This is a genomic window from Streptomyces rubellomurinus, assembly GCF_000961885.1.
Taxonomy (GTDB): domain Bacteria; phylum Actinomycetota; class Actinomycetes; order Streptomycetales; family Streptomycetaceae; genus Kitasatospora; species Kitasatospora rubellomurina.
Genome location: NZ_JZKH01000016.1, coordinates 67,908 through 85,257, shown reverse-complemented (window position 1 = coordinate 85,257; position 17,350 = coordinate 67,908). Strand labels below are relative to the sequence as shown.

General features: G+C 74.0%; 16 protein-coding genes. 8 read left to right on the top strand and 8 right to left on the bottom strand.

The features are described from left to right. Positions 1 to 96 precede the first annotated feature (96 nt). From VM95_RS10775 to VM95_RS10765, 3 genes are all read left to right on the top strand, one after another. Positions 97 to 1,281, top strand: a complete 1,185-nt coding sequence (locus VM95_RS10775) for a thiolase family protein (RefSeq protein WP_045694628.1) — start codon at positions 97 to 99, stop codon at positions 1,279 to 1,281. Positions 1,282 to 1,442: 161 nt separating this feature from the next. Beyond that, on the top strand, positions 1,443 to 2,639 hold the full coding sequence (locus VM95_RS10770) for an alpha/beta hydrolase family protein (RefSeq protein WP_045694627.1): 1,197 nt from the start codon (positions 1,443 to 1,445) through the stop codon (positions 2,637 to 2,639). 82 nt (positions 2,640 to 2,721) lie between these two features. Beyond that, a complete protein-coding gene (locus tag VM95_RS10765) occupies positions 2,722 to 3,207 on the top strand; it encodes an Imm21 family immunity protein (RefSeq protein ID WP_045694624.1) in 486 nt (161 codons plus the stop codon). Positions 3,208 to 3,232: 25 nt separating this feature from the next. On the opposite strand, the gene VM95_RS10760 is transcribed toward VM95_RS10765, so the two are convergent. Continuing rightward, the gene (locus tag VM95_RS10760; protein WP_045694621.1) at positions 3,233 to 4,183 is read right to left on the bottom strand and encodes a pseudouridine synthase; all 951 of its coding nucleotides are present in this window, start codon (positions 4,181 to 4,183) and stop codon (positions 3,233 to 3,235) included. Positions 4,184 to 4,326: 143 nt separating this feature from the next. Here VM95_RS10760 and VM95_RS10755 point away from each other — a divergent pair, with 143 nt between their 5' ends. Both VM95_RS10755 and VM95_RS10750 read left to right on the top strand, forming a co-directional pair. Further along, positions 4,327 to 4,716 carry a DUF3224 domain-containing protein gene (locus tag VM95_RS10755; protein WP_045694620.1) on the top strand — a complete coding sequence of 130 codons (390 nt, stop codon included), beginning with the start codon at positions 4,327 to 4,329 and terminating at the stop codon, positions 4,714 to 4,716. A gap of 133 nt (positions 4,717 to 4,849) precedes the next feature. Beyond that, positions 4,850 to 5,668 (top strand): DUF5995 family protein, encoded by an 819-nt coding sequence (locus VM95_RS10750; protein WP_063773481.1) that lies wholly within the window; start codon positions 4,850 to 4,852, stop codon positions 5,666 to 5,668. Here the strand turns inward: VM95_RS10750 and VM95_RS10745 are convergent. After that, positions 5,629 to 7,068: a GuaB1 family IMP dehydrogenase-related protein gene (locus VM95_RS10745; protein WP_045694618.1), complete on the bottom strand. Its 1,440-nt coding sequence runs from the start codon at positions 7,066 to 7,068 to the stop codon at positions 5,629 to 5,631. The two genes, VM95_RS10750 and VM95_RS10745, sit on opposite strands and share 40 nt — an antisense overlap. A 315-nt stretch (positions 7,069 to 7,383) precedes the next feature. Here VM95_RS10745 and VM95_RS10740 point away from each other — a divergent pair, with 315 nt between their 5' ends. Next, the gene (locus VM95_RS10740) at positions 7,384 to 8,877 is read left to right on the top strand and encodes an SDR family NAD(P)-dependent oxidoreductase (protein ID WP_045694708.1); all 1,494 of its coding nucleotides are present in this window, start codon (positions 7,384 to 7,386) and stop codon (positions 8,875 to 8,877) included. Between the two features lie 21 nt (positions 8,878 to 8,898). Continuing rightward, positions 8,899 to 9,351 (top strand): nucleotide triphosphate diphosphatase NUDT15, encoded by a 453-nt coding sequence (locus VM95_RS10735; protein WP_052707279.1) that lies wholly within the window; start codon positions 8,899 to 8,901, stop codon positions 9,349 to 9,351. 73 nt (positions 9,352 to 9,424) lie between these two features. On the opposite strand, the gene VM95_RS10730 is transcribed toward VM95_RS10735, so the two are convergent. From VM95_RS10730 to VM95_RS10720, 3 genes are read right to left on the bottom strand one after another with little or no spacing between them, the layout of a single operon-like run. Next, positions 9,425 to 11,680 (bottom strand): FtsX-like permease family protein, encoded by a 2,256-nt coding sequence (locus VM95_RS10730; protein WP_045694617.1) that lies wholly within the window; start codon positions 11,678 to 11,680, stop codon positions 9,425 to 9,427. Continuing rightward, entirely contained in the window at positions 11,677 to 12,363 is a 687-nt protein-coding gene (locus tag VM95_RS10725; RefSeq protein WP_045694616.1) for an ABC transporter ATP-binding protein, read from the bottom strand. Before VM95_RS10725 ends, VM95_RS10730 begins: the two co-directional genes overlap by 4 nt. After that, positions 12,360 to 12,884, bottom strand: coding sequence for a PadR family transcriptional regulator (locus tag VM95_RS10720; RefSeq protein WP_045694613.1), 525 nt, complete (start codon positions 12,882 to 12,884; stop codon positions 12,360 to 12,362). The genes VM95_RS10725 and VM95_RS10720 overlap by 4 nt, the downstream gene beginning before the upstream one ends. Positions 12,885 to 13,159: 275 nt before the next feature. Between VM95_RS10720 and VM95_RS10715 the strand changes: the two genes are divergently transcribed. Continuing rightward, positions 13,160 to 13,816 carry an Rv1733c family protein gene (locus VM95_RS10715; RefSeq protein WP_045694611.1) on the top strand — a complete coding sequence of 219 codons (657 nt, stop codon included), beginning with the start codon at positions 13,160 to 13,162 and terminating at the stop codon, positions 13,814 to 13,816. Positions 13,817 to 13,833: 17 nt separating this feature from the next. Here VM95_RS10715 and VM95_RS10710 read toward each other — a convergent pair whose 3' ends face one another. The 3 genes from VM95_RS10710 to VM95_RS10700 all read right to left on the bottom strand — a co-directional run bounded on the left by VM95_RS10710 (position 13,834) and on the right by VM95_RS10700 (position 17,083). Then, the gene (locus tag VM95_RS10710) at positions 13,834 to 14,511 is read right to left on the bottom strand and encodes a YoaK family protein (protein ID WP_045694608.1); all 678 of its coding nucleotides are present in this window, start codon (positions 14,509 to 14,511) and stop codon (positions 13,834 to 13,836) included. Positions 14,512 to 14,563: 52 nt separating this feature from the next. Beyond that, positions 14,564 to 15,298 carry an MgtC/SapB family protein gene (locus VM95_RS10705; protein WP_045694605.1) on the bottom strand — a complete coding sequence of 245 codons (735 nt, stop codon included), beginning with the start codon at positions 15,296 to 15,298 and terminating at the stop codon, positions 14,564 to 14,566. Positions 15,299 to 15,415: 117 nt separating this feature from the next. Beyond that, the gene (locus VM95_RS10700) at positions 15,416 to 17,083 is read right to left on the bottom strand and encodes an NRAMP family divalent metal transporter (RefSeq protein ID WP_045694603.1); all 1,668 of its coding nucleotides are present in this window, start codon (positions 17,081 to 17,083) and stop codon (positions 15,416 to 15,418) included. Positions 17,084 to 17,350 lie beyond the last annotated feature (267 nt).

The window sequence follows — 17,350 nt, the reverse complement described above, 5'->3', positions numbered from 1 at the left end:
GAGCCCGACCACCCCCAAGAAGGTTGGATTATCGAACTCGCGAGTCCTATAGTGAGTTTGCTTTTCCAACCACCCTCTCAGGAAAGGCGGCCCGCCATGCGCGACGCCGTGATCGTCGAAGCCGTCCGCACACCGGTCGGCAAGGGCAAGCCGGGAGGCGCGCTCTCGTCCGTCCACCCGGTGGAACTGCTCGGCCGCGCACTGCGGGCCCTGGTCGACCGCAGCCGCATCGACCCCGTCCTGGTCGACGACGTGATCGGCGGCTGCGTCGACCAGGTCGCCGAGCAGGCGATGAACACCACCCGGTACGCGTGGCTGGCGGCCGGGCTGCCGGAGTCCGTCCCGGCGACCACCGTCGACCGGCAGTGCGGCTCCTCCCAGCAGGCCGTGCACTTCGCCGCCCAGGGGGTGATGGCCGGGGCGTACGACCTGGTGGTGGCCTGCGGGGTCGAGTCGATGAGCCGGGTGCCGATGTGGTCCAACGTGCCGCCGGGCGCCGACCCGTTCGGCGCACAGATCGCGGCCCGGTACCCGGGCGGGCTCGTCCCGCAGGGCGTCAGCGCCGAGCTGATCGCCGCCAAGTGGTCGATCTCGCGGGAGGCGATGGACGAGTTCGCGACCGGTTCGCACGCCAAGGCCGCGCGGGCCCACGCGCAGGGCCGGTTCGCGGACGAGCTGGTCCCCGTGGGCACCCCCGGCGGGCTGGTGACCATGGACGAGTCGGTGCGCCCCGGCACCACGCCCGAGGTGCTGGCCGGCCTGCGGCCGTCCTTCACCGACCCGGCCTACGCGGAGCGCTTCCCGCAGATCGACTGGTCGGTGACGGCCGGCAACAGCAGCCCGATCAACGACGGCGCCTCGGCCGTGCTGATCACGAGCAGCGAGACCGCCGCCCGGCTCGGGCTGCGCCCGCTGGCACGGCTGCACTCCTTCGCGGTCACCGGCTCGGACCCGCTGATGATGCTCACCGGCGTGCTGCCCGCGACCGAGAAGGTGCTGCGGCGGGCGGGCCTGTCGCTCTCGGACATCGACCTGTTCGAGGTGAACGAGGCCTTCGCCAGCGTCGTCCTGGCCTGGCTCCAGGAGACCGGCGCGGATCCGGCCCGGCTCAACGTCAACGGCGGCGCGATCGCGCTCGGCCACCCGCTGGGCGCCAGCGGCACCCGGCTGATGACCACCCTGGTCCACGAACTGCGCCGCCGCGGCGGGCGGTACGCGCTGCAGACCATGTGCGAGGCGGGCGGCCTGGCCAACGCCACGATCCTGGAGGCGCTGGCCTGAGCGCCGCCCGCGCCGACCCGCGCCGACCCGCGCCGACCCGCACCGACCCCCGCCGTCCCCGGCCACCGGTGCCCCTAGGGGGCCGGTGGCCACCCCCCGGAGGGGATCACTACATCCCCGAGGTGACGTCAACTCCCGTGCGGCGCACCTACGGTGCTGACATGAGCCGACTTCGTCGCACCGCCGCCGCGGCAGCCCTGCTGCTCGCGCTGCCGCTGTCCGTCGCCACCGCCGTACCGGCCCTGGCCGCACCCTCGCCGGGCCGCCCCGCCCCCGTCACCGTCACCGTCGCCGACGCGGCGCCGGCGACCACCCCCGTCGAACTCCCCCGCCCGACCGGGCCGTTCGCCGTCGGGTTGGACGTCCTGCACCTCGTCGACGAGGACCGGCCGGACCCGTGGGTCCCCTCCGCCGGGCCGCGCCAGCTGATGGTCTCGATGTACTACCCCGCGCACCCCGGCACGGGCAGCCCCGCGCCGTACATGACGCCCGAGGCGGCGCGGCTGCTGCTGGACGCCAAGGTCCCCGGCAACCACCTCCCCACCGAGGCGCTGACCGGCACCCGGACCTGGGCGCGGGCCGACGCCCGACCGCAGGGCGGCCACTACCCGCTGATCGTCCTCTCCCCCGGCTTCACCGCACCGCGCACCGAACTGACCGGCCTCGCCGAGGACCTGACCAGCCGCGGGTACGTCGTCGCCCTGGTCGACCACACCTACGAGAACTCCGGCACCACCTTCCCGGACGGGACGACGCTGCCGTGCACCGTCTGCGGCACGCTGCACGACGACAAGGCGTGGGCGGGTCTGGACGCGAGCCGGGCGAAGGATGTCTCCTTCGTCCTCGACCGGCTCACCGACCGCCCCCACCCGGCCTGGCGCTACGCCCGCCTGATCGACCGCGACCGCATCGGCATGGCCGGGCACTCGGCCGGCGGCGCCGCGACCGTCCCGGCGCTGCTCACCGACGACCGCATCAAGGCCGGGGCCGACCTCGACGGCTCCCTGGACTACGCGGTGCCGGACTCCGGGATCGGCGGCAAGCCGTACCTGATGCTCGGGCGCGCGCTGGACGGTCCCGAGGACAAGTCCTGGACCGACGCCTGGGCCCGGCTCGACGGCTGGAGGCGGTGGATCACCTTCCACGGCGCCAACCACCTCAGCTTCACCGACCTGATGCTGTTCTCCGAGAAGTTCGGCCTGCCGACGCCGCCCGGCAGCACGATGTCCGCGCAGCGCGGCGTGGAGCTCACCCGCGCGTACGTCGCGGCCTTCTTCGACCTCCAGCTCAAGGGGATCGACCAGCCGCTGCTGGACGGGCCGACGCCGGCCAACCCGGAGGTGACGTTCCACTCCTGACCGGCCCGCCCGAGCGGAGCGGGCGCGGGAGCGGGAGGTCGACGATGCCGACTTCCCGCTCCCGCGTGCGAGGATCACCCTCATGACGCACACGAAGCAGGCCTGGCTCGACGGCACGGACAGCGGTTGGTACGTGCTGTGCCCCGAAGCGACCGCCGCCGGGTGGACCGGCGAGGAGGCCGACGTGTTCGAGGGCGGCTACGCGGCCGTCCACCGGGTGGCCGGGCACGGCGACCTGCTCGTCCTGGGCGCGGAGCCGCTGCCCGTCCGCTGGCTGGCGCAGGAGCGGATCTTCGTCCGCCCCGTCGACCTCGACCTCGACGACGACCTCCGGCCGCCGGTGGCGGAGGCACTGCGCGCCGGCGTCTGGGAGGACGGCCCGGTGGCCGAGTTGACGGCCGGGCGGTACCTGCTCATCGACACCGTGGGCGGCGGCGCGGAGGCGATCGAGCTCGGCGAGTACCTGACCGTCGACCTCCCGCCCGGCCGCTACCGGGTGCAGTCGCTGCTCATCACGCCGGACCGGCCCGCGCCCTGCTACCTGGAGCGCCTCGTCCCGCTCGCTTGAGCTGCCGATCGGGCCGAACCGCAGATCAGGCCGGGCCGGCCGCCCAGGCCCGCGGGTCGGTCCAGGCGGCGAGGCTGCGGCGGGACTCGAAGCGGCGCTCCCGGCCCGTCAGCGGGTCGGTGAACTCGACGGCGGAGGCGAGGAGTTGCAGCGGCCGGCGGAAGTCGTCCGGGGCGGGTTCGGGCAGCACCTCGGGATACACCGGGTCGCCGAGGATCGGCAGGCCTAGGCCGCTCATGTGCAGCCGCAGCTGGTGGGTGCGGCCGCTGTGCGGCAGCAGGCGGTAGTGGGCGAGGCGGTCGCGCCGCTCCAGCAGTTCGATCCGGCTCTCGCTGTTCGGCGGCGCGTCGATCTCCCGGGCGGCGATGACCCCGCGCTCCTTGACGATGTGGCTGCGCACGGTGCGCGGCAGTTCCAGCGCCGGGTCGTACCCGGCGACGGCCCGGTACTCCTTGCGCACCCGCCGGTCGCGGAACAGCGTCTGGTACGCGCCGCGGTCCTCGGGGCGGACCACGAACATGGCGAGCCCGGCGGTGAGCCGGTCCAGGCGGTGCGCGGGGCTGAGCGCGGGCAGGTCGAGGCCGTGCCGCAGCCGGGAGAGCGCCGTCTCGGCGACGTGCCGCCCGCGCGGGGTGGTGGCCAGGAAGTGCGGTTTGTCGACGACGACCAGGTGCTCGTCGCGGTGCAGCACGACCAGCTCGAACGGGACGTGCACCTCCTCGGGGAGGTCCCGGTAGAACCACAGGTGCGCGCCGGGCAGGAACGGTTCCTCGGGGGCGATCGGGCCGTGCTCGCCGACGATCTCCCGCCCGGCCAGCGCCTCGTCGATCCGCTCGGCGCCGACCGCGGGCAGCCGCGCCACCAGGTACGCCCGGACGGTGGGCCAGTCGCCCTCGATCGGCAGGCGCAGGTGCGCCGGGTCCACGCCGTGGCGCTGCGGGAGGGGGGAGGTCGGGCGGCGGCTCTTGCGTCTCATCTCCCGGCCCAGCCTAGTGCGCCGGGCTGGGCATCAATGTCAGTGCCGTGTGCAAGGCTTCCCCCACGGTCGGCGAGGGGCCCGGCCGTGCGCGGGAGACGGCCGTGCGCGGGTGACGGCGCGGGTGACGAGGGGACAGTGCCATGGAGTTCAAGACTGCGGGGTCGTTCGAGCTGACCACGTTCGAGCCGGTGGAGACGGAGGAGCGGGAGGGCGCCTCGTTCGGGCGGATCAGGATCGCCAAGACGTTCACGGGCGGGCTGAGCGGCACGAGCGAGGTGCGGATGCTGTCGGTGGGCGGGCCGGACGGCGCCCCCGCCTCCTACGTCGCCGTGGAGCACGTGACGGGTGAACTGGACGGGCGCAAGGGCGGGTTCGTGCTCCAGCACACGGCCTGGGACACCGCGGGGACGACGATCCGCGTGGTCCCGGGCACGGGCTCGGGCGAGCTGGCCGGGATCACCGGGGAGTTCCACCTGACCGTCGACGAGACCGGTGCCCACACCTACGTCCTGGAGTACGAGCTGGGCTGACGACGACCGGACACCACGCGGGGCCCGCGGGCCCGGACGTCACCTCGACGGCCGTGGCGCCGCGCCCGCCGAGCGCCCGAGCGCGCTGTCACGATGATGCGATCAGTGCACGATCGGCATCGGAGGGTGGCACATGCCCGGGACGACGGTGGAGCACGAACCGGTCACGGTCGACGAGGTGGTCGACCGGCTGCGCGGGATCGGGGCGGCGCTGCCGCCGACGGACGGGGTGGCGGTGTTCAACCGGCTCTACCTCACCGTGACGGAGGCCGTCCGCGACCGGCTCGGCGGCGGGTACTTCGCCGACCCGCCGGCGGTGGCGGAGCTGGACGTGGTCTTCGCCGGGCGGTACCTGCTGGCCGTGGCCGCCGACGCGGCCGGGCAGGAGCCGCCCGCCTGCTGGCGGCCGCTGTTCGCACTGCGCGCCCACCCGGGCGTGCACCCGCTGCAGTTCGGCCTGGCCGGGATGGGCGCCCACATCCAGCACGACCTGCCGCTCGCCGTCGTCGACACCTGCCGCCGCCGGGGCTGCGCGCCGGCCGACGTCCAGGAGGACTACCACCGGATCAACGGGGTGCTGGCCGAGGTGGAGGCCGCCGTCCGGGAGCAGCTGATGCCCGGGCCCGACCTGCTGGAGCGCGCCGAACCGCTCACCCACCTGCTGGGCACCTGGTCGGTGGAAGCGGCCCGGGAGGGCGCCTGGGCGGCCGTGGAGGCGCTGTGGGAGCTGCGCGACCTGCCGGGCGCGGCGCGGGTGTTCGCCGCCGCGCTGGACGGCTCGGTCGGGCTGCTCGGCCGCGCTCTGCTGCTCCCGCTCGGCCCGGCCGGAACGGCCGCCGGCCGGCTCCCCGAGGCGAGGAACCGGCCGGACGGCGGTGCGGTGGCGGAGCCGGGCGATCAGGCCCGGCTCGATCAGGCCCAGCTGGAGTGCAGCGGCTTGCCCTCGGCGTAGCCGGCCGCGCTCTGCACGCCGACGATCGCCTTCTCGTGGAACTCCTCCAGGGTGCCCGCGCCCGCGTAGGTGCAGGAGCTGCGCACCCCGGCCACGATGGAGTCGATCAGGTCCTCGACGCCCGGGCGGGCCGGGTCCAGGAACATCCGGGAGTGCGAGATGCCCTCCTCGAACAGCGCCTTGCGGGCCCGGTCGTACGAGGAGTCCTGGGCGGTGCGGTTGCTGACCGCGCGCGCCGAGGCCATGCCGAAGCTCTCCTTGTACTGGCGGCCGTCCGCGGCGGTCTGCAGGTCGCCCGGGGACTCGTAGGTGCCGGCGAACCAGGAGCCGATCATCACGTTGGAGGCGCCGGCGGCCAGCGCCATCGCGACGTCGCGCGGGTGGCGCACGCCGCCGTCCGCCCAGACGTGCTTGCCGAGCCGGCGCGCCTCGGCGGCGCACTCCAGCACGGCGGAGAACTGCGGCCGGCCGACGCCGGTCATCATCCGGGTGGTGCACATGGCGCCCGGGCCGACGCCGACCTTGAGGATGTCGGCACCGGCCTCGACCAGGTCGCGGACGCCGGCGGCGGAGACCACGTTGCCCGCCACGATCGGGACCTTCGGGTCCAGGCCGCGCACGGCGCGCAGCGCGCTGATCATGTTCTCCTGGTGGCCGTGCGCGGTGTCGACGACCAGCACGTCGGCGCCGGCGTCGAGCAGGGCCTTGGCCTTGCCCGCGACGTCGCCGTTGATGCCCACGGTGGCGGCGATCCGCAGCTTTCCGGCGGCGTCCACGGCCGGGGTGTACAGGGTGGCGCGCAGCGCGCCCTTGCGGGTGAGGAGGCCGACCAGCCGGCCCTCGCCGTCGACGACCGGGGCGAGCTTGCGGTGCGCCTCGGTGAGCTTGTCGAAGGCGGCGCGCGGGTCGATGTCCTGGTCCAGCACCAGCAGGTCGCGGGACATGATGTCGGCGAGGCTGGTGAAGCGGTCCACGCCCTGGCAGTCGGAGTCGGTGACGACGCCGACCGGCTTGCCGTCCTCGACCACGACGAGGGCGCCGTGCGCGCGCTTGGGCAGCAGGGAGAGCGCCTCGGCGACGGTGGCGCCCGGGGCGAGGGTGATCGGGGTGTCGAACACCAGGTGGCGCTGCTTGACCCAGGAGATGACCTCGGCGATCACCTCGGTCGGGATGTCCTGCGGGATGGCGACCAGGCCACCGCGACGGGCGACGGTCTCGGCCATCCGGCGACCGGCGATGGCGGTCATGTTGGCGACGACCAGCGGGATGGTGGTGCCGGTGCCGTCCTGGGAGGACAGGTCGACGGCCTGCCGGGAGCCCACGGCGGAACGGCTGGGGACCATGAAGACGTCGTCGTACGTCAAGTCGTACGAGGGCTTGAGGTCGTTCAGGAAGCGCATGAAGGGGGCTCTCTGGCTGGGGGGAGGTACACCTCGGGTGCGGTGGCGGCGAGGCCGTCAGGGCGCACTCGGGCGCCCGGCACCCAGCATTCGATTCTCCGTGAGGGGCGGGGCAAATGCCAGTTCGAGAGCGATTGCTGGGGCTGTGCACAAACCGCGTTCGGTGCTCCGCGCGTAGACTTGGATGATCCTCCAAAAGGCCTGCTCCGGGCTATCGGGACCGCCCCGGAACTCGGTCTTTCGCCCCGCCCCGGGCCGCTCCCGTAGCATTCACGCGGTAACGGTGAGGCGAGTGGGAAAGCAGCGGGCGTGGACATCCAGCACCAGGACATCGAGCAGGGCCCGACCGAGGAGGAGATCGACTACGGCCCCGGCCTCGACCCGGAGCGCCTGAAGCTCTGCCTCGAAGTGATCGCCGAGCTCGACGAGCTGCACGTCGACCACCCGGACGCGATCACCGTCCGGCAGGCGGTCGGCGGCATATTCCGCACCCTCAAGCAGCGCCGCCGCCAGGAGACCCGGGCCCGGAAGACCGCCAACGACCGCGCGGTCACCGCCCGTACCGCCACCGGCGCCCCCACCCGGATCGACGACGAGACGGCCGGCGCCTTCGGCCTCACCACCGTCACCACCACCGAGATCGCCGGCATCCTGGAGCGGCCCCGCTCCTGCTACACCTGCAAGCAGCGGTACGTCGAGGTCGACGCGTTCTACCACAACCTCTGCCAGCGCTGCGCCGCGATCAACCGGGCCCGCCGCGACGCCCGGGCCGACCTGACCGGCAAGCGCGCGCTGCTCACCGGCGGCCGGGCCAAGATCGGGATGTACATCGCGCTGATGCTGCTGCGCGACGGCGCCCACACCACCATCACCACCCGCTTCCCGAACGACGCGATCCGCCGCTTCAAGGCGATGCCGGACAGCGCCGAGTGGATCCACCGCCTCAAGATCGTCGGCATCGACCTGCGCGACCCCGCCCAGGTGCTGGCGCTCGCCGACGAGGTCGCCGCGGACGGCCCGCTGGACATCCTGATCAACAACGCCGCGCAGACCGTGCGCCGCCCGCCGGAGTCCTACCGCGAGCTGGTCAACGCCGAGTCCGCCCCGCTGCCGGCCGGCGAGCTGCCGCAGTCCACCACCATCGGCCGCTTCGGCAGCGGCAGCGTCGACCTGCCCGCCCTCCCCCACCAGGCGGGCGGCGACGGGCAGCGCCTCGCCGCCGAGGACGTCACCTCGCTCGCCCTGGTCACCGGCTCCGCCACACCCGCCCGGATCGCGGCCGGCACCGCGATCGACGCCGGCGGCCTGGTGCCCGACCTCGCCGACACCAACAGCTGGGTGCAGACCGTCCAGGAGGTCGGCCCGGTCGAGCTGCTGGAGGTCCAGCTCTGCAACTCCACCGCGCCGTTCATCCTGATCAGCCGGCTGCGCCCGGCGATGGCGGCCTCCGCCTCGCGCCGCAAGTACGTGGTGAACGTGTCCGCGATGGAGGGCGTGTTCTCGCGCGGCTACAAGGGCGCCGGCCACCCGCACACCAACATGGCCAAGGCCGCGCTCAACATGCTCACCCGCACCAGCGCGCAGGAGATGTTCCAGACCGACGGCATCCTGATGACCGCCGTCGACACCGGCTGGATCACCGACGAGCGCCCGCACCCGGACAAGATGCGCCTCGCCGACGAGGGCTTCCACGCCCCGCTCGACCTGGTCGACGGCGCCGCCCGGGTGTACGACCCGATCGTGCGCGGCGAGGCCGGCGAGGACCTGTACGGCTGCTTCCTCAAGGACTACGAGCGCGCCAACTGGTAACCAGCTGAAGGAGGACCCGAGTTGACCACCGCTCCGATGCTCGGCGCCGGGATCATCGTGCCCACCGGCGACGGCCGGGTGCTGATCGGCCGCCGCACCACCGCCAGCGAGCCGCCCACCTGGAGCCTGCCCGGCGGCAAGGTCGACCCGGGCGAGTCCTTCGAGCAGACGGCGGCGCGCGAACTCGCCGAGGAGACCGGCATCGTGCTGCCCGCCGAGCGGATGCGGGTGCTCGCCGTCCACCTCGACCACGAGCTCGGCCGGCCCCGGCTGACCGCCGCCGTGCTCGCGCCGCCGAGCCTGGCGGAGGCGGTGGTCACCGAGCCGCACGCCTGCGCCGGCTGGGAGCGCGTGCCGGTGGACGCGCTGCCGCGGCCGATGTTCTACCCGTCCGCGCTGGTGCTCGGCAGCTGGCTGTCCGAGCCGGTCGTCGAACGCCGGGCCGCCACGCACGGCTACCCCGTCGCCCGCTGATCGGCGGGCGACGGGGCAACAGGGCAACAGGGCAACGGGGCAACTCCCCCGCGGGGCACCTCCCTTACGGTGCTCAGCCGTTGCGGGCCGCCTCCGGCCCGGTGATCCGGCGCAGCAGCGGCAGCGTCGAGGCGATGATCCCCAGCGAGGCGACGATCCCGAAGGACGTCAGCCCGTAGTACAGCGCGCCGGGCGACGCCAGGTCGTACCCCATCTGCGACCTGAGGAACAGAGCCGCCGACGCGAAGCCCGTCCCGATCGCGAGCGCCGCCACCACCAGCAGCGGCAGTGCGCTCTCCAGCCCGACCACCCGTTGCAGCAGCCGCAGCGGCGCCCCGGTCAGCCGCAGCATCGCGAACGGGCGGCGGCGGTCGGACAGTCCGGCGACCACGCTCACCGCGAGGCCGCAGCCGGCGATCGGCAGGGTGGTCAGCAGCACGACGTTCGCCAGCTGGCGCCAGCCCTGGAGCTTCTTCTGCGCCTCGGAGGCCCAGTCGTCGGCCACCCGGGCCACGTGCGTCGGGTAGTTGCGGCTGAAGATCGTCCGCAGCCGCTCCATGGCCGGCGTGGAGCCGTCCGTGGTCGCGTAGATCAGCCGGACCGGCAGCTTGTCGACCTCCTCGGGGGAGATCGGCACCGCCGGCCACTCGTGGCCCGAGTCCGACTGGAGGTCCACGAACTGGAAGCGGTCGACGGCCGCGACGGCGGCGCCGGGCGCGCAGTGGCCGACCATCGGGATCTGCGCCAGCTCCGAGCAGCGCACCAGGACCGGGACGAGCGGGCGGTCGCCGCGGCGCACCGCGCCCAGGCGCGCCGGGTTCTCGTGCGCCAGCGCCATCCCCTCGAAGCCGGGCACGGCCCGGGCCTGCGCCGCGACATCGGCGGAGACCGCGGGGATCGTGCCCGCGACGTCCCCGTTGATCACGCTGTCCCCGGCCAGCAGCGGGTCGTCCACGATCGCCTTGCGTACCAGCGCGTCACCGCCCAGGGCGGTTCCCCGCTCGGCGTTGATCGTGCCGATGATCCCGACCGTCGCCGTGGTCACGAACAGCGCCAGCACCAGGCCGGCGACCGCGCGGAACCCCGTCTTCGGGTCGTCCGCCAGCCGCCGCATCGCGATCAGCGAGGCCGGCCGGCTGGTCCGCCGGGCGACGGCCCGGGCGGCGGCCATCGTCAGCCACGGCCCGCCGATCACCAGGCCCAGCATCACCAGCACGAAGCCGCTCAGGTAGCCCGCCGACTGGCCGCTGGTCGTCGACGGGTGCCGGACGACCAGGTAGCCCAGCTCGGCCAGGCCCGCCACCAGCGGGATCAGCCGCCAGGCGCGCGGCGGCTTCGGCGTCACCCGGCGCGACACCCCGAGCGGGGAGACCACCACCCGGCGCAGCGCCAGCCGGGCGGCGGCCGCCGCCGCGAGCGGCACGCCCAGCGCCACCCCGGCCGCCTGGGCGGGGCTCAGGCCGAGGTCCGTCACGAAGAACCGGTCGCCGGTGAACGGCACGTCCGCGACCAGCGGCCGCAGCGCGGAGTACACGCCGAAGCCGGCCAGGGTGCCGGCCACGGCCGCGACCGCGGACTCCACCGCCGAGACCACCGAGATCTGCCCCGGCGTCGCCCCGACCAGCCGCATCGCGGCGAAGCGCTGCTCGCGGGAGGCGGCGGAGAGCCGGGTGGCGGTGCCGATGAAGACCAGCACCGGGAAGATCAGCGCTCCGGCCACCACGGTGAGGATCAGCAGCATCGAGTCGCCGTGCACGCCCGCGCCGAAGCAGGCGTGGTCGCACTCGGCCGGGACCGTGGTCGCGATGGAGGTCACGGCCGTGGCCCCGGGCAGCGCCCGCACCTCGTCCACCGTGCCGCCCACGACGACCGTCAGGCTGTCCGGGGAGGGCAGCGCCGCGTCGCCGACGGTGCCGGCCAGGCGGCCCGGGAAGCGGTCCGCCAGCTCGGCGGCCGGGGTGTCGCGCAGCAGCTTCTGCAGCGCGGGCGAGGCGACGTACTCGCCCGGGGCCGGCAGTCCGGTCAGGCCCGGCGGCACCGGCGCGGTGGGCCCCTCGGCGGCGACCTCGACCCGGAAGACGGACCTGCCGTCGTGGTAGTCCTCCCGGGCTTCCCACCACAGGCGGTCCACCGGGGCCGTGGCCGTCGCGCCGGCGGCGCCCGTGTTCATCCAGCGCTGGCGGTCGTTGACCCGGTCCAGCGCGTTGACGGCGGCGAACGTGGAGAGCAGCAGCCCCACGCCGATCGCCACCGCCGCCGTGATCGTGACCAGCCGGGCCAGGGCCTCCCGGCCGCCGCTGACGGTCAGGCGCAGCGAGAAGGGGATCACGGGGCCACCGATTCGGCCCGCAGCGTACGGGCCCGGCCGTCGCGCACGATCGCCTCGCGGTCCGCGTAGGCGGCGACCCGGGCCTCGTGGGTGACCAGGACGACCGTGGTGCCCTGCTCGCGGGCCGCGCCGACCATCAGCTCCATCACCTGCTCGCCGGTCAGCGAGTCCAGCGCGCCGGTCGGCTCGTCGGCGAACAACACCTGCGGGCGGGCCACCAGGCCGCGGGCGAGCGCCACGCGTTGGGCCTGACCGCCGGACAGTTCACCGGAGCGGCGGCCCTGCATGCCGTCCAGGCCGAGCCGGGCGAACCAGGGCCGGGCCTCGGCGAGGGCGGCGGAGCGGCGCACTCCGTTCAGCAGCAGCGGCAGGGCGACGTTCTCCTCGGCCGTCAACTCCGGCACCAGCTGGCCGAACTGGAACACGAAGCCGAACTTGTCGCGGCGCAGGGCGCTGCGCCGGGCCTCCGGCAGGGTGTCGATGCGCTGCCCGTTGAACAGCACCTCGCCCGCGTCGGGCACCAGGATGCCGGCCAGGCAGTGCAGCAGCGTCGACTTGCCGGAGCCGCTGGGGCCCATCACGGCCAGCACCTCGCCGGCCTCGACGGACAGGCTCGCCCCGCGCAGGGCGGGCGTCTCGCCGAAGGCGAGGGCGAGGTCGCGGGCCTCGATGACGGTGGTCATGAGCGCACCTCCGCGGCGAGCACGTCGAGTCGGGCGACGGTCAGGTCGATCCAGCGCAGGTCCGCCTCCAGGTGGAACAGGCCGTGGTCGGCGAGCAGGGCGTCCACCAGCGGTCCGGAGCGGCGCAGTTCGGTGAGTTCGCGCATCCGGCGCAGGTGGGCGGCACGCTGGGTGTCCAGGTACAGCTCGGCGTCGCGGCCGAGCATCAGGGCCAGCACGACCTTGGTGAACAGGACGGACTGCAGGGTGGGTTCGGGCGCGACCGGCTCCTGGAGCCAGGTCTCGAACTCGGTGGCCCCGGTCTCGGTGATCACGTAGCGCTTGCGGTCGGGCCCGTCGCCGGGCTCGGCCTCGCCGGCGACGATCTTGCCGTCCCGGGCCAGCCGGCCGAGCGTGGAGTACACCTGGCCGTACGGGAGGGGCTTTCCCCGGCTGAAGAAGGTGTCGTAGTCGCGCTTGAGGTCGTAGCCGTGACTCGGCTCCCGCTCCAGCAGCCCCAACAGGGTCAGAGGAACACTCATGAGGAGGACCATACACCCGGAGTAGATACTGAGTGTATATACGGGAAGAAGAAGGCTCTGACCTGGGAGGACAGTTGACGGATCGACACAAGCGGACGGCGGCCCCCGCCGAGGGCCGAAGGGCCCGGGCGGGGAGGGTCGGTCGTACCCGGGGGTAACGGCGCGGCCACCGTGCTCTTGTGCGGGGACGGTCATCGGGTGGAAATTGGTGGAGCTTCCGCGCCGGACGGCGGCGGAACTCCCGCACGCACCCCGCATCCTGAGGAGCCCTCGACGTGTCCACCACCCCCGGCCCGGGCCGGCCCGCCTCGCCCCCGCGGCGAATCGGCCGCGCGCTGCGGCGGGCCTGCGGTGCCCGGCACGAACCGCTCGCCCGCGGCCTCGACCGCTCCCGGTCCCGGGCCTGGCTGCTCACCCTCCTCGGGGCGGTGCTCGCCGCCGCCCTCGCCACCGGCGGCGCGCTGCTCGCCTACCAAGCCTCCACCGCGCAGGCCGACGCGGACCGGGCCCGCCTGCACCGGGTCGACGCCCTCGTGCTCGGCGCGGCCGACCACCCGGCGGCCGGCGGCGGCCGGTTCACCGAGGGCTTCAGCGGCCGGGCGGGCGTCCGGGCCGCCTGGACGGACCCGCGGGGCACCCGGCACACCGGCGTCGTCGACGCCCCGCGCCCGGTCGCGGACGGCAGCACCCTCCCGGTCTGGGTCGACGGCTCCGGCAACGCCGTCGAGCCGCCGCTCGAACACACCGCCCTCGCCGTCTCGGCCGGCTGCACCGGCGTCGGCGGCCTGCTCGTCCTGCTCGCCCTGCTGGTGGTCGGGTTGCGGCTGCGCCTGCGCGCCCTCGACCGGCGCGCCGACCAGCTCTGGGCCGCCGGCTGGGCGCGCCTCGAACCGCTCTGGAGCGGGCGCGCCAGCCGTCACCGGGAGGACTGACCCGGGGGCGGAGGGCCTCAGACCGGGTCGGTCCAGGCCGGTGCCGGGAAGGGCCTGGACGCCCGGCGGGTGAGGGCGGCGACGCCGGTCAGCAGGGCCAGGGCGAGCGCCAGGGCGACCGGCACCGAGGTGTGCAGGACCAGGAGGGCGCCGAGCAGCGCGCCCGCGAACATCCAGACGGCGGAGGCGAGTCGGCGGACGCCGGTGCGGTCGGCGGCCAGGGCGGTGATGGTCATGGTGAGCACGGTGGTGGTCAGGTCGGGCACCTTCAGTGCGCGGACCACCGCGTTCTGCCCGCCCATCGCGAAGCCGAGCAGCCCGATCAGGGTGTAGCGCACCCCTTCGGCGCTGTGCCCGGCGACGGCCGCGAGCACCGTGCTCGCCGCGACGAGCACGGCCTGGGCGGTGACGGCGGCGGTCAGCAGGCGCCCCCGGTGGCCCGGCAGCCGGCGGGCCAGGTGCCCGCCAGCGAGGGCGCCGAGCAGGAAGGCCGCGAGCGCGGCGAGCGAGGCGGTCGCGGACAGACCGGCCGCCCCGGCCAGGGCGAACCCGAGGAACACCACGTTGCCGGTCATGTTGGCGACGAAGACGTGCCCGAGTTCGAGGTAGCTGACCGCGTCCACCACCCCGGTCACCACGGTGAGCGCCAGCAGCATCGGCACGAGCGGCCCGTGCTTGGGGTCGGGCGTGAGCATCGGGCCTCCCGGGGGCCTGGTGACGGTTCGGCAGCCTCTCCGTTCTACCGCCTCAGGCCAGGGCCGGGCTGCCGGGATCGTCGGACGCGTCGTCCAGGTGCCAGTGCAGGTCGCGGACGCCGGGTTCCAGCGAGAGCCGGGTGACGACCAGTTCGAGGGCGGGGGCGACCTGCCCGGTGATGGCGACGGTGGCCCGCAGGTTGGTGGCGTCGCCGCTGTCGGTGCGGCGGGCCCGCAGGCCGGTGGGGGCCAGTCCGGAGGCGGTGAGGGCCTGCAGCAGCAGGGCCCGGATGTGGGTCTCGGACTTGCGGTCGCACTCGAGGTGGACGGTGGCGCGGCTGGTGGAGTCCGGGTCGCTGCCGGACTGCGGGGCCCGGTCGAGCAGCCGGCCGGCCGGGCGCAGCACCAGGTGGACGGCGAGCACGGCGAGCGTGCCGAGGACGGCGAGCTCCAGCTTGCCGGAGGCGGCCAGCACCCCGACCGCAGCCGAACACCACAGCGTGGCAGCGGTGTTGAGGCCACGGACGCCGGCGCCGTCGCGCAGGATCACGCCACCGCCGAGGAAGCCGATGCCGGAGACGACGTAGGAGGCGACCCGGGTGGGGCTGCCGGTGTCGCCGACGGCCTCGCTGTACAGCACGAACAGGGTGGCCCCGGCGGCGACCAGGGCGTTGGTGCGCAGACCGGCCATCCGGGCGCGCCACTGGCGCTCGATGCCGATCAGCGCGCCGCAGGCGACGCCGGTGGCGAGCCGGACCAGGAATTCGACGGTGGTCAGGGTGTGCACGACGGCACCTCCTTCACGGGAACGTCCGTCCGCGCGGGCGGAGGGACTGCGGGAAGCCGTACGGACGGGCGGTGAGACTCGGCCCACCGCCCGTCCGTACGGGCTGCGGTCGGTGGCTCAGTGGTGGAGGGCGGTCTGCACGATCTTGATGATGACCATGACCATCGCGATCAGCAGGTAGGCGCGCAGGGCGCCCATGCCGACCTTGCGGGCGGTCGACATGGCCGGCTTGGCCAGCGTCTCCAGCGGGGGCATCCGCCAGTCCTCGCGGCCGGTGCGGTCGATGGGGTCCTCCTTGGTGCCCTGGCGGCCGAAGAGGAAGAAGTAGCCGGCGACCAGGACGCCCGCGACACCGCAGCCGGTCATGATCCACAGGATGGCGTCCGAGGTGATGTCCGGCCACACGACGGCGGCGGTCAGGATCAGCGACAGCGTCACCAGGACGCCGACGACCGCCGAGGTGAAGGCGTTGGTCCGCGGGCCGTTGACCCACGGGCCGAGCACGGCCCTGTCGTTGCAGAGCAGCAGCAGGAAGACCGTGGCGGAGGGCAGCAGCACCCCGGCGAGCACCTGCACGAACTGCGTCATCAGGCCCTGGGTGTAGCCGTTGGACAGCAGGGTGATCGCGGCGGCGACCACGACCAGGCCGGCGTACACGGCGTAGAAGCCCTTGGCGCCCTTGACCCCGCGGTGCAGCGAGTGCTTGATGCCGAAGACGTCGCCGATCGCGTAGGCGGTGGACAGGGAGACGGCGAAGGCGCCGATGATCGAGGCGTCCAGCAGGGCGATCGCGAACAGCACGCCCACCAGGCGGCCGGCCTTGTCCTCCAGGCCCTGGGCGATCGCGGCGGCGTCGGAGAACTGGCCGAAGCCGTCGGTGCCCGCGAAGGCCGCGGCGGTGAGGCCCATCATCGCGGCGGCGCCGACGACGACCACCGCGATGCCGATCCACAGGTCGACCTTCTCGTACTTCATGAAGCGCGGGGTGATCCGCTTGTCGATGACGTACGACTGCTGGAAGAACAGCTGCCACGGGGCGACGGTGGTGCCGACGATCGAGATGATGACCATCATGACGGCGGCCAGCTGGCCGGCGCCGCCGGGCATGCCGGGCACCACGAAGTCGTGCGCCATCTGCGAGGTCTTCGGGTGGACCAGGAAGTAGATCGGCACCAGCAGCAGCGAGCCGACGCACAGCGCGATGGCGACGCGCTCGAAGCGCTGGAAGGAGCCGGTGAAGGCCGAGGCGATGATGATCGCGGCCGCCAGCACCACCGCGGCGGCCTTGGGCAGGCCGAGGTAGCCGGCGGCGAGCGTGACGCCGATGAACTCGGTGACCAGGGTGAGCGCGTTGAGCAGGAACAGGTCGATGACGCTGAACGCGCCCCAGAACCTGCCGAACCGCTCCAGGATCAGGCGGGCGTGGCCGACGCCGGTCACGGCGCCCAGGCGCAGCACCATCTCCTGGTTCACGTACAGCACGGGGATCAGCATCAGCAGCGTCCACAGCAGCTGGGTGCCGTAGTTCTGGCCGGCCTGGCCGTAGGTGGAGAACGCGCCGGCGTCGTTGTCGCCGACCATCACGATCAGGCCGGGGCCGATGATCGCGAGCAGCGTCCTGAGTCGGGCGGAGAGGCCGTGGCGGGGGGTGGTGTCGTCGAGGCGGATGGTGCCGAGCGCGCCCTTGATGTCGCCCACGTGGGCGTCGTCGAGGACGGCGCTGCGGGCGGCGGGAACGGTGGTGGCGTCGGCGGGGACCTTCGGGTCCAGCATCACGTTGGTCATGGCGGGGCCTCCCTTGCCCCGGGCGGGGCGACAGGGGGCACGCAGCAGCGCTCCCCCCTGCGGGCAGCACGGCATCGGCTCCGCACGACGACGCTGAGCGGCGGCGGCCGTACGGGCATGACGATGCGTCAGGCGGCTTGCGTCCGGGCATGGTCGAGCGCGGGACGAAGCGCCTGGGCGAACGTGCAGGGAAGGTTGTTACCGCGTGCCGGAGGTGATCGAGAGCATGCGGGGGTAGGGGCTACTGTGGCCCGGACTATTGCAGTC

Bases quoted from the DNA above. Each gene is read 5' to 3' on its own strand.
- VM95_RS10775 (WP_045694628.1), top strand. From the start codon at position 97: ATGCGCGACGCCGTGATCGTCGAAGCCGTCCGCACACCGGTCGGCAAG.
- VM95_RS10770 (WP_045694627.1), top strand. From the start codon at position 1,443: ATGAGCCGACTTCGTCGCACCGCCGCCGCGGCAGCCCTGCTGCTCGCG.
- VM95_RS10765 (WP_045694624.1), top strand. From the start codon at position 2,722: ATGACGCACACGAAGCAGGCCTGGCTCGACGGCACGGACAGCGGTTGG.
- VM95_RS10760 (WP_045694621.1), bottom strand. From the start codon at position 4,183: ATGAGACGCAAGAGCCGCCGCCCGACCTCCCCCCTCCCGCAGCGCCAC.
- VM95_RS10755 (WP_045694620.1), top strand. From the start codon at position 4,327: ATGGAGTTCAAGACTGCGGGGTCGTTCGAGCTGACCACGTTCGAGCCG.
- VM95_RS10750 (WP_063773481.1), top strand. From the start codon at position 4,850: ATGCCCGGGACGACGGTGGAGCACGAACCGGTCACGGTCGACGAGGTG.
- VM95_RS10745 (WP_045694618.1), bottom strand. From the start codon at position 7,068: ATGCGCTTCCTGAACGACCTCAAGCCCTCGTACGACTTGACGTACGAC.
- VM95_RS10725 (WP_045694616.1), bottom strand. From the start codon at position 12,363: ATGACCACCGTCATCGAGGCCCGCGACCTCGCCCTCGCCTTCGGCGAG.
- VM95_RS10720 (WP_045694613.1), bottom strand. From the start codon at position 12,884: ATGAGTGTTCCTCTGACCCTGTTGGGGCTGCTGGAGCGGGAGCCGAGT.
- VM95_RS10710 (WP_045694608.1), bottom strand. From the start codon at position 14,511: ATGCTCACGCCCGACCCCAAGCACGGGCCGCTCGTGCCGATGCTGCTG.
- VM95_RS10700 (WP_045694603.1), bottom strand. From the start codon at position 17,083: ATGACCAACGTGATGCTGGACCCGAAGGTCCCCGCCGACGCCACCACC.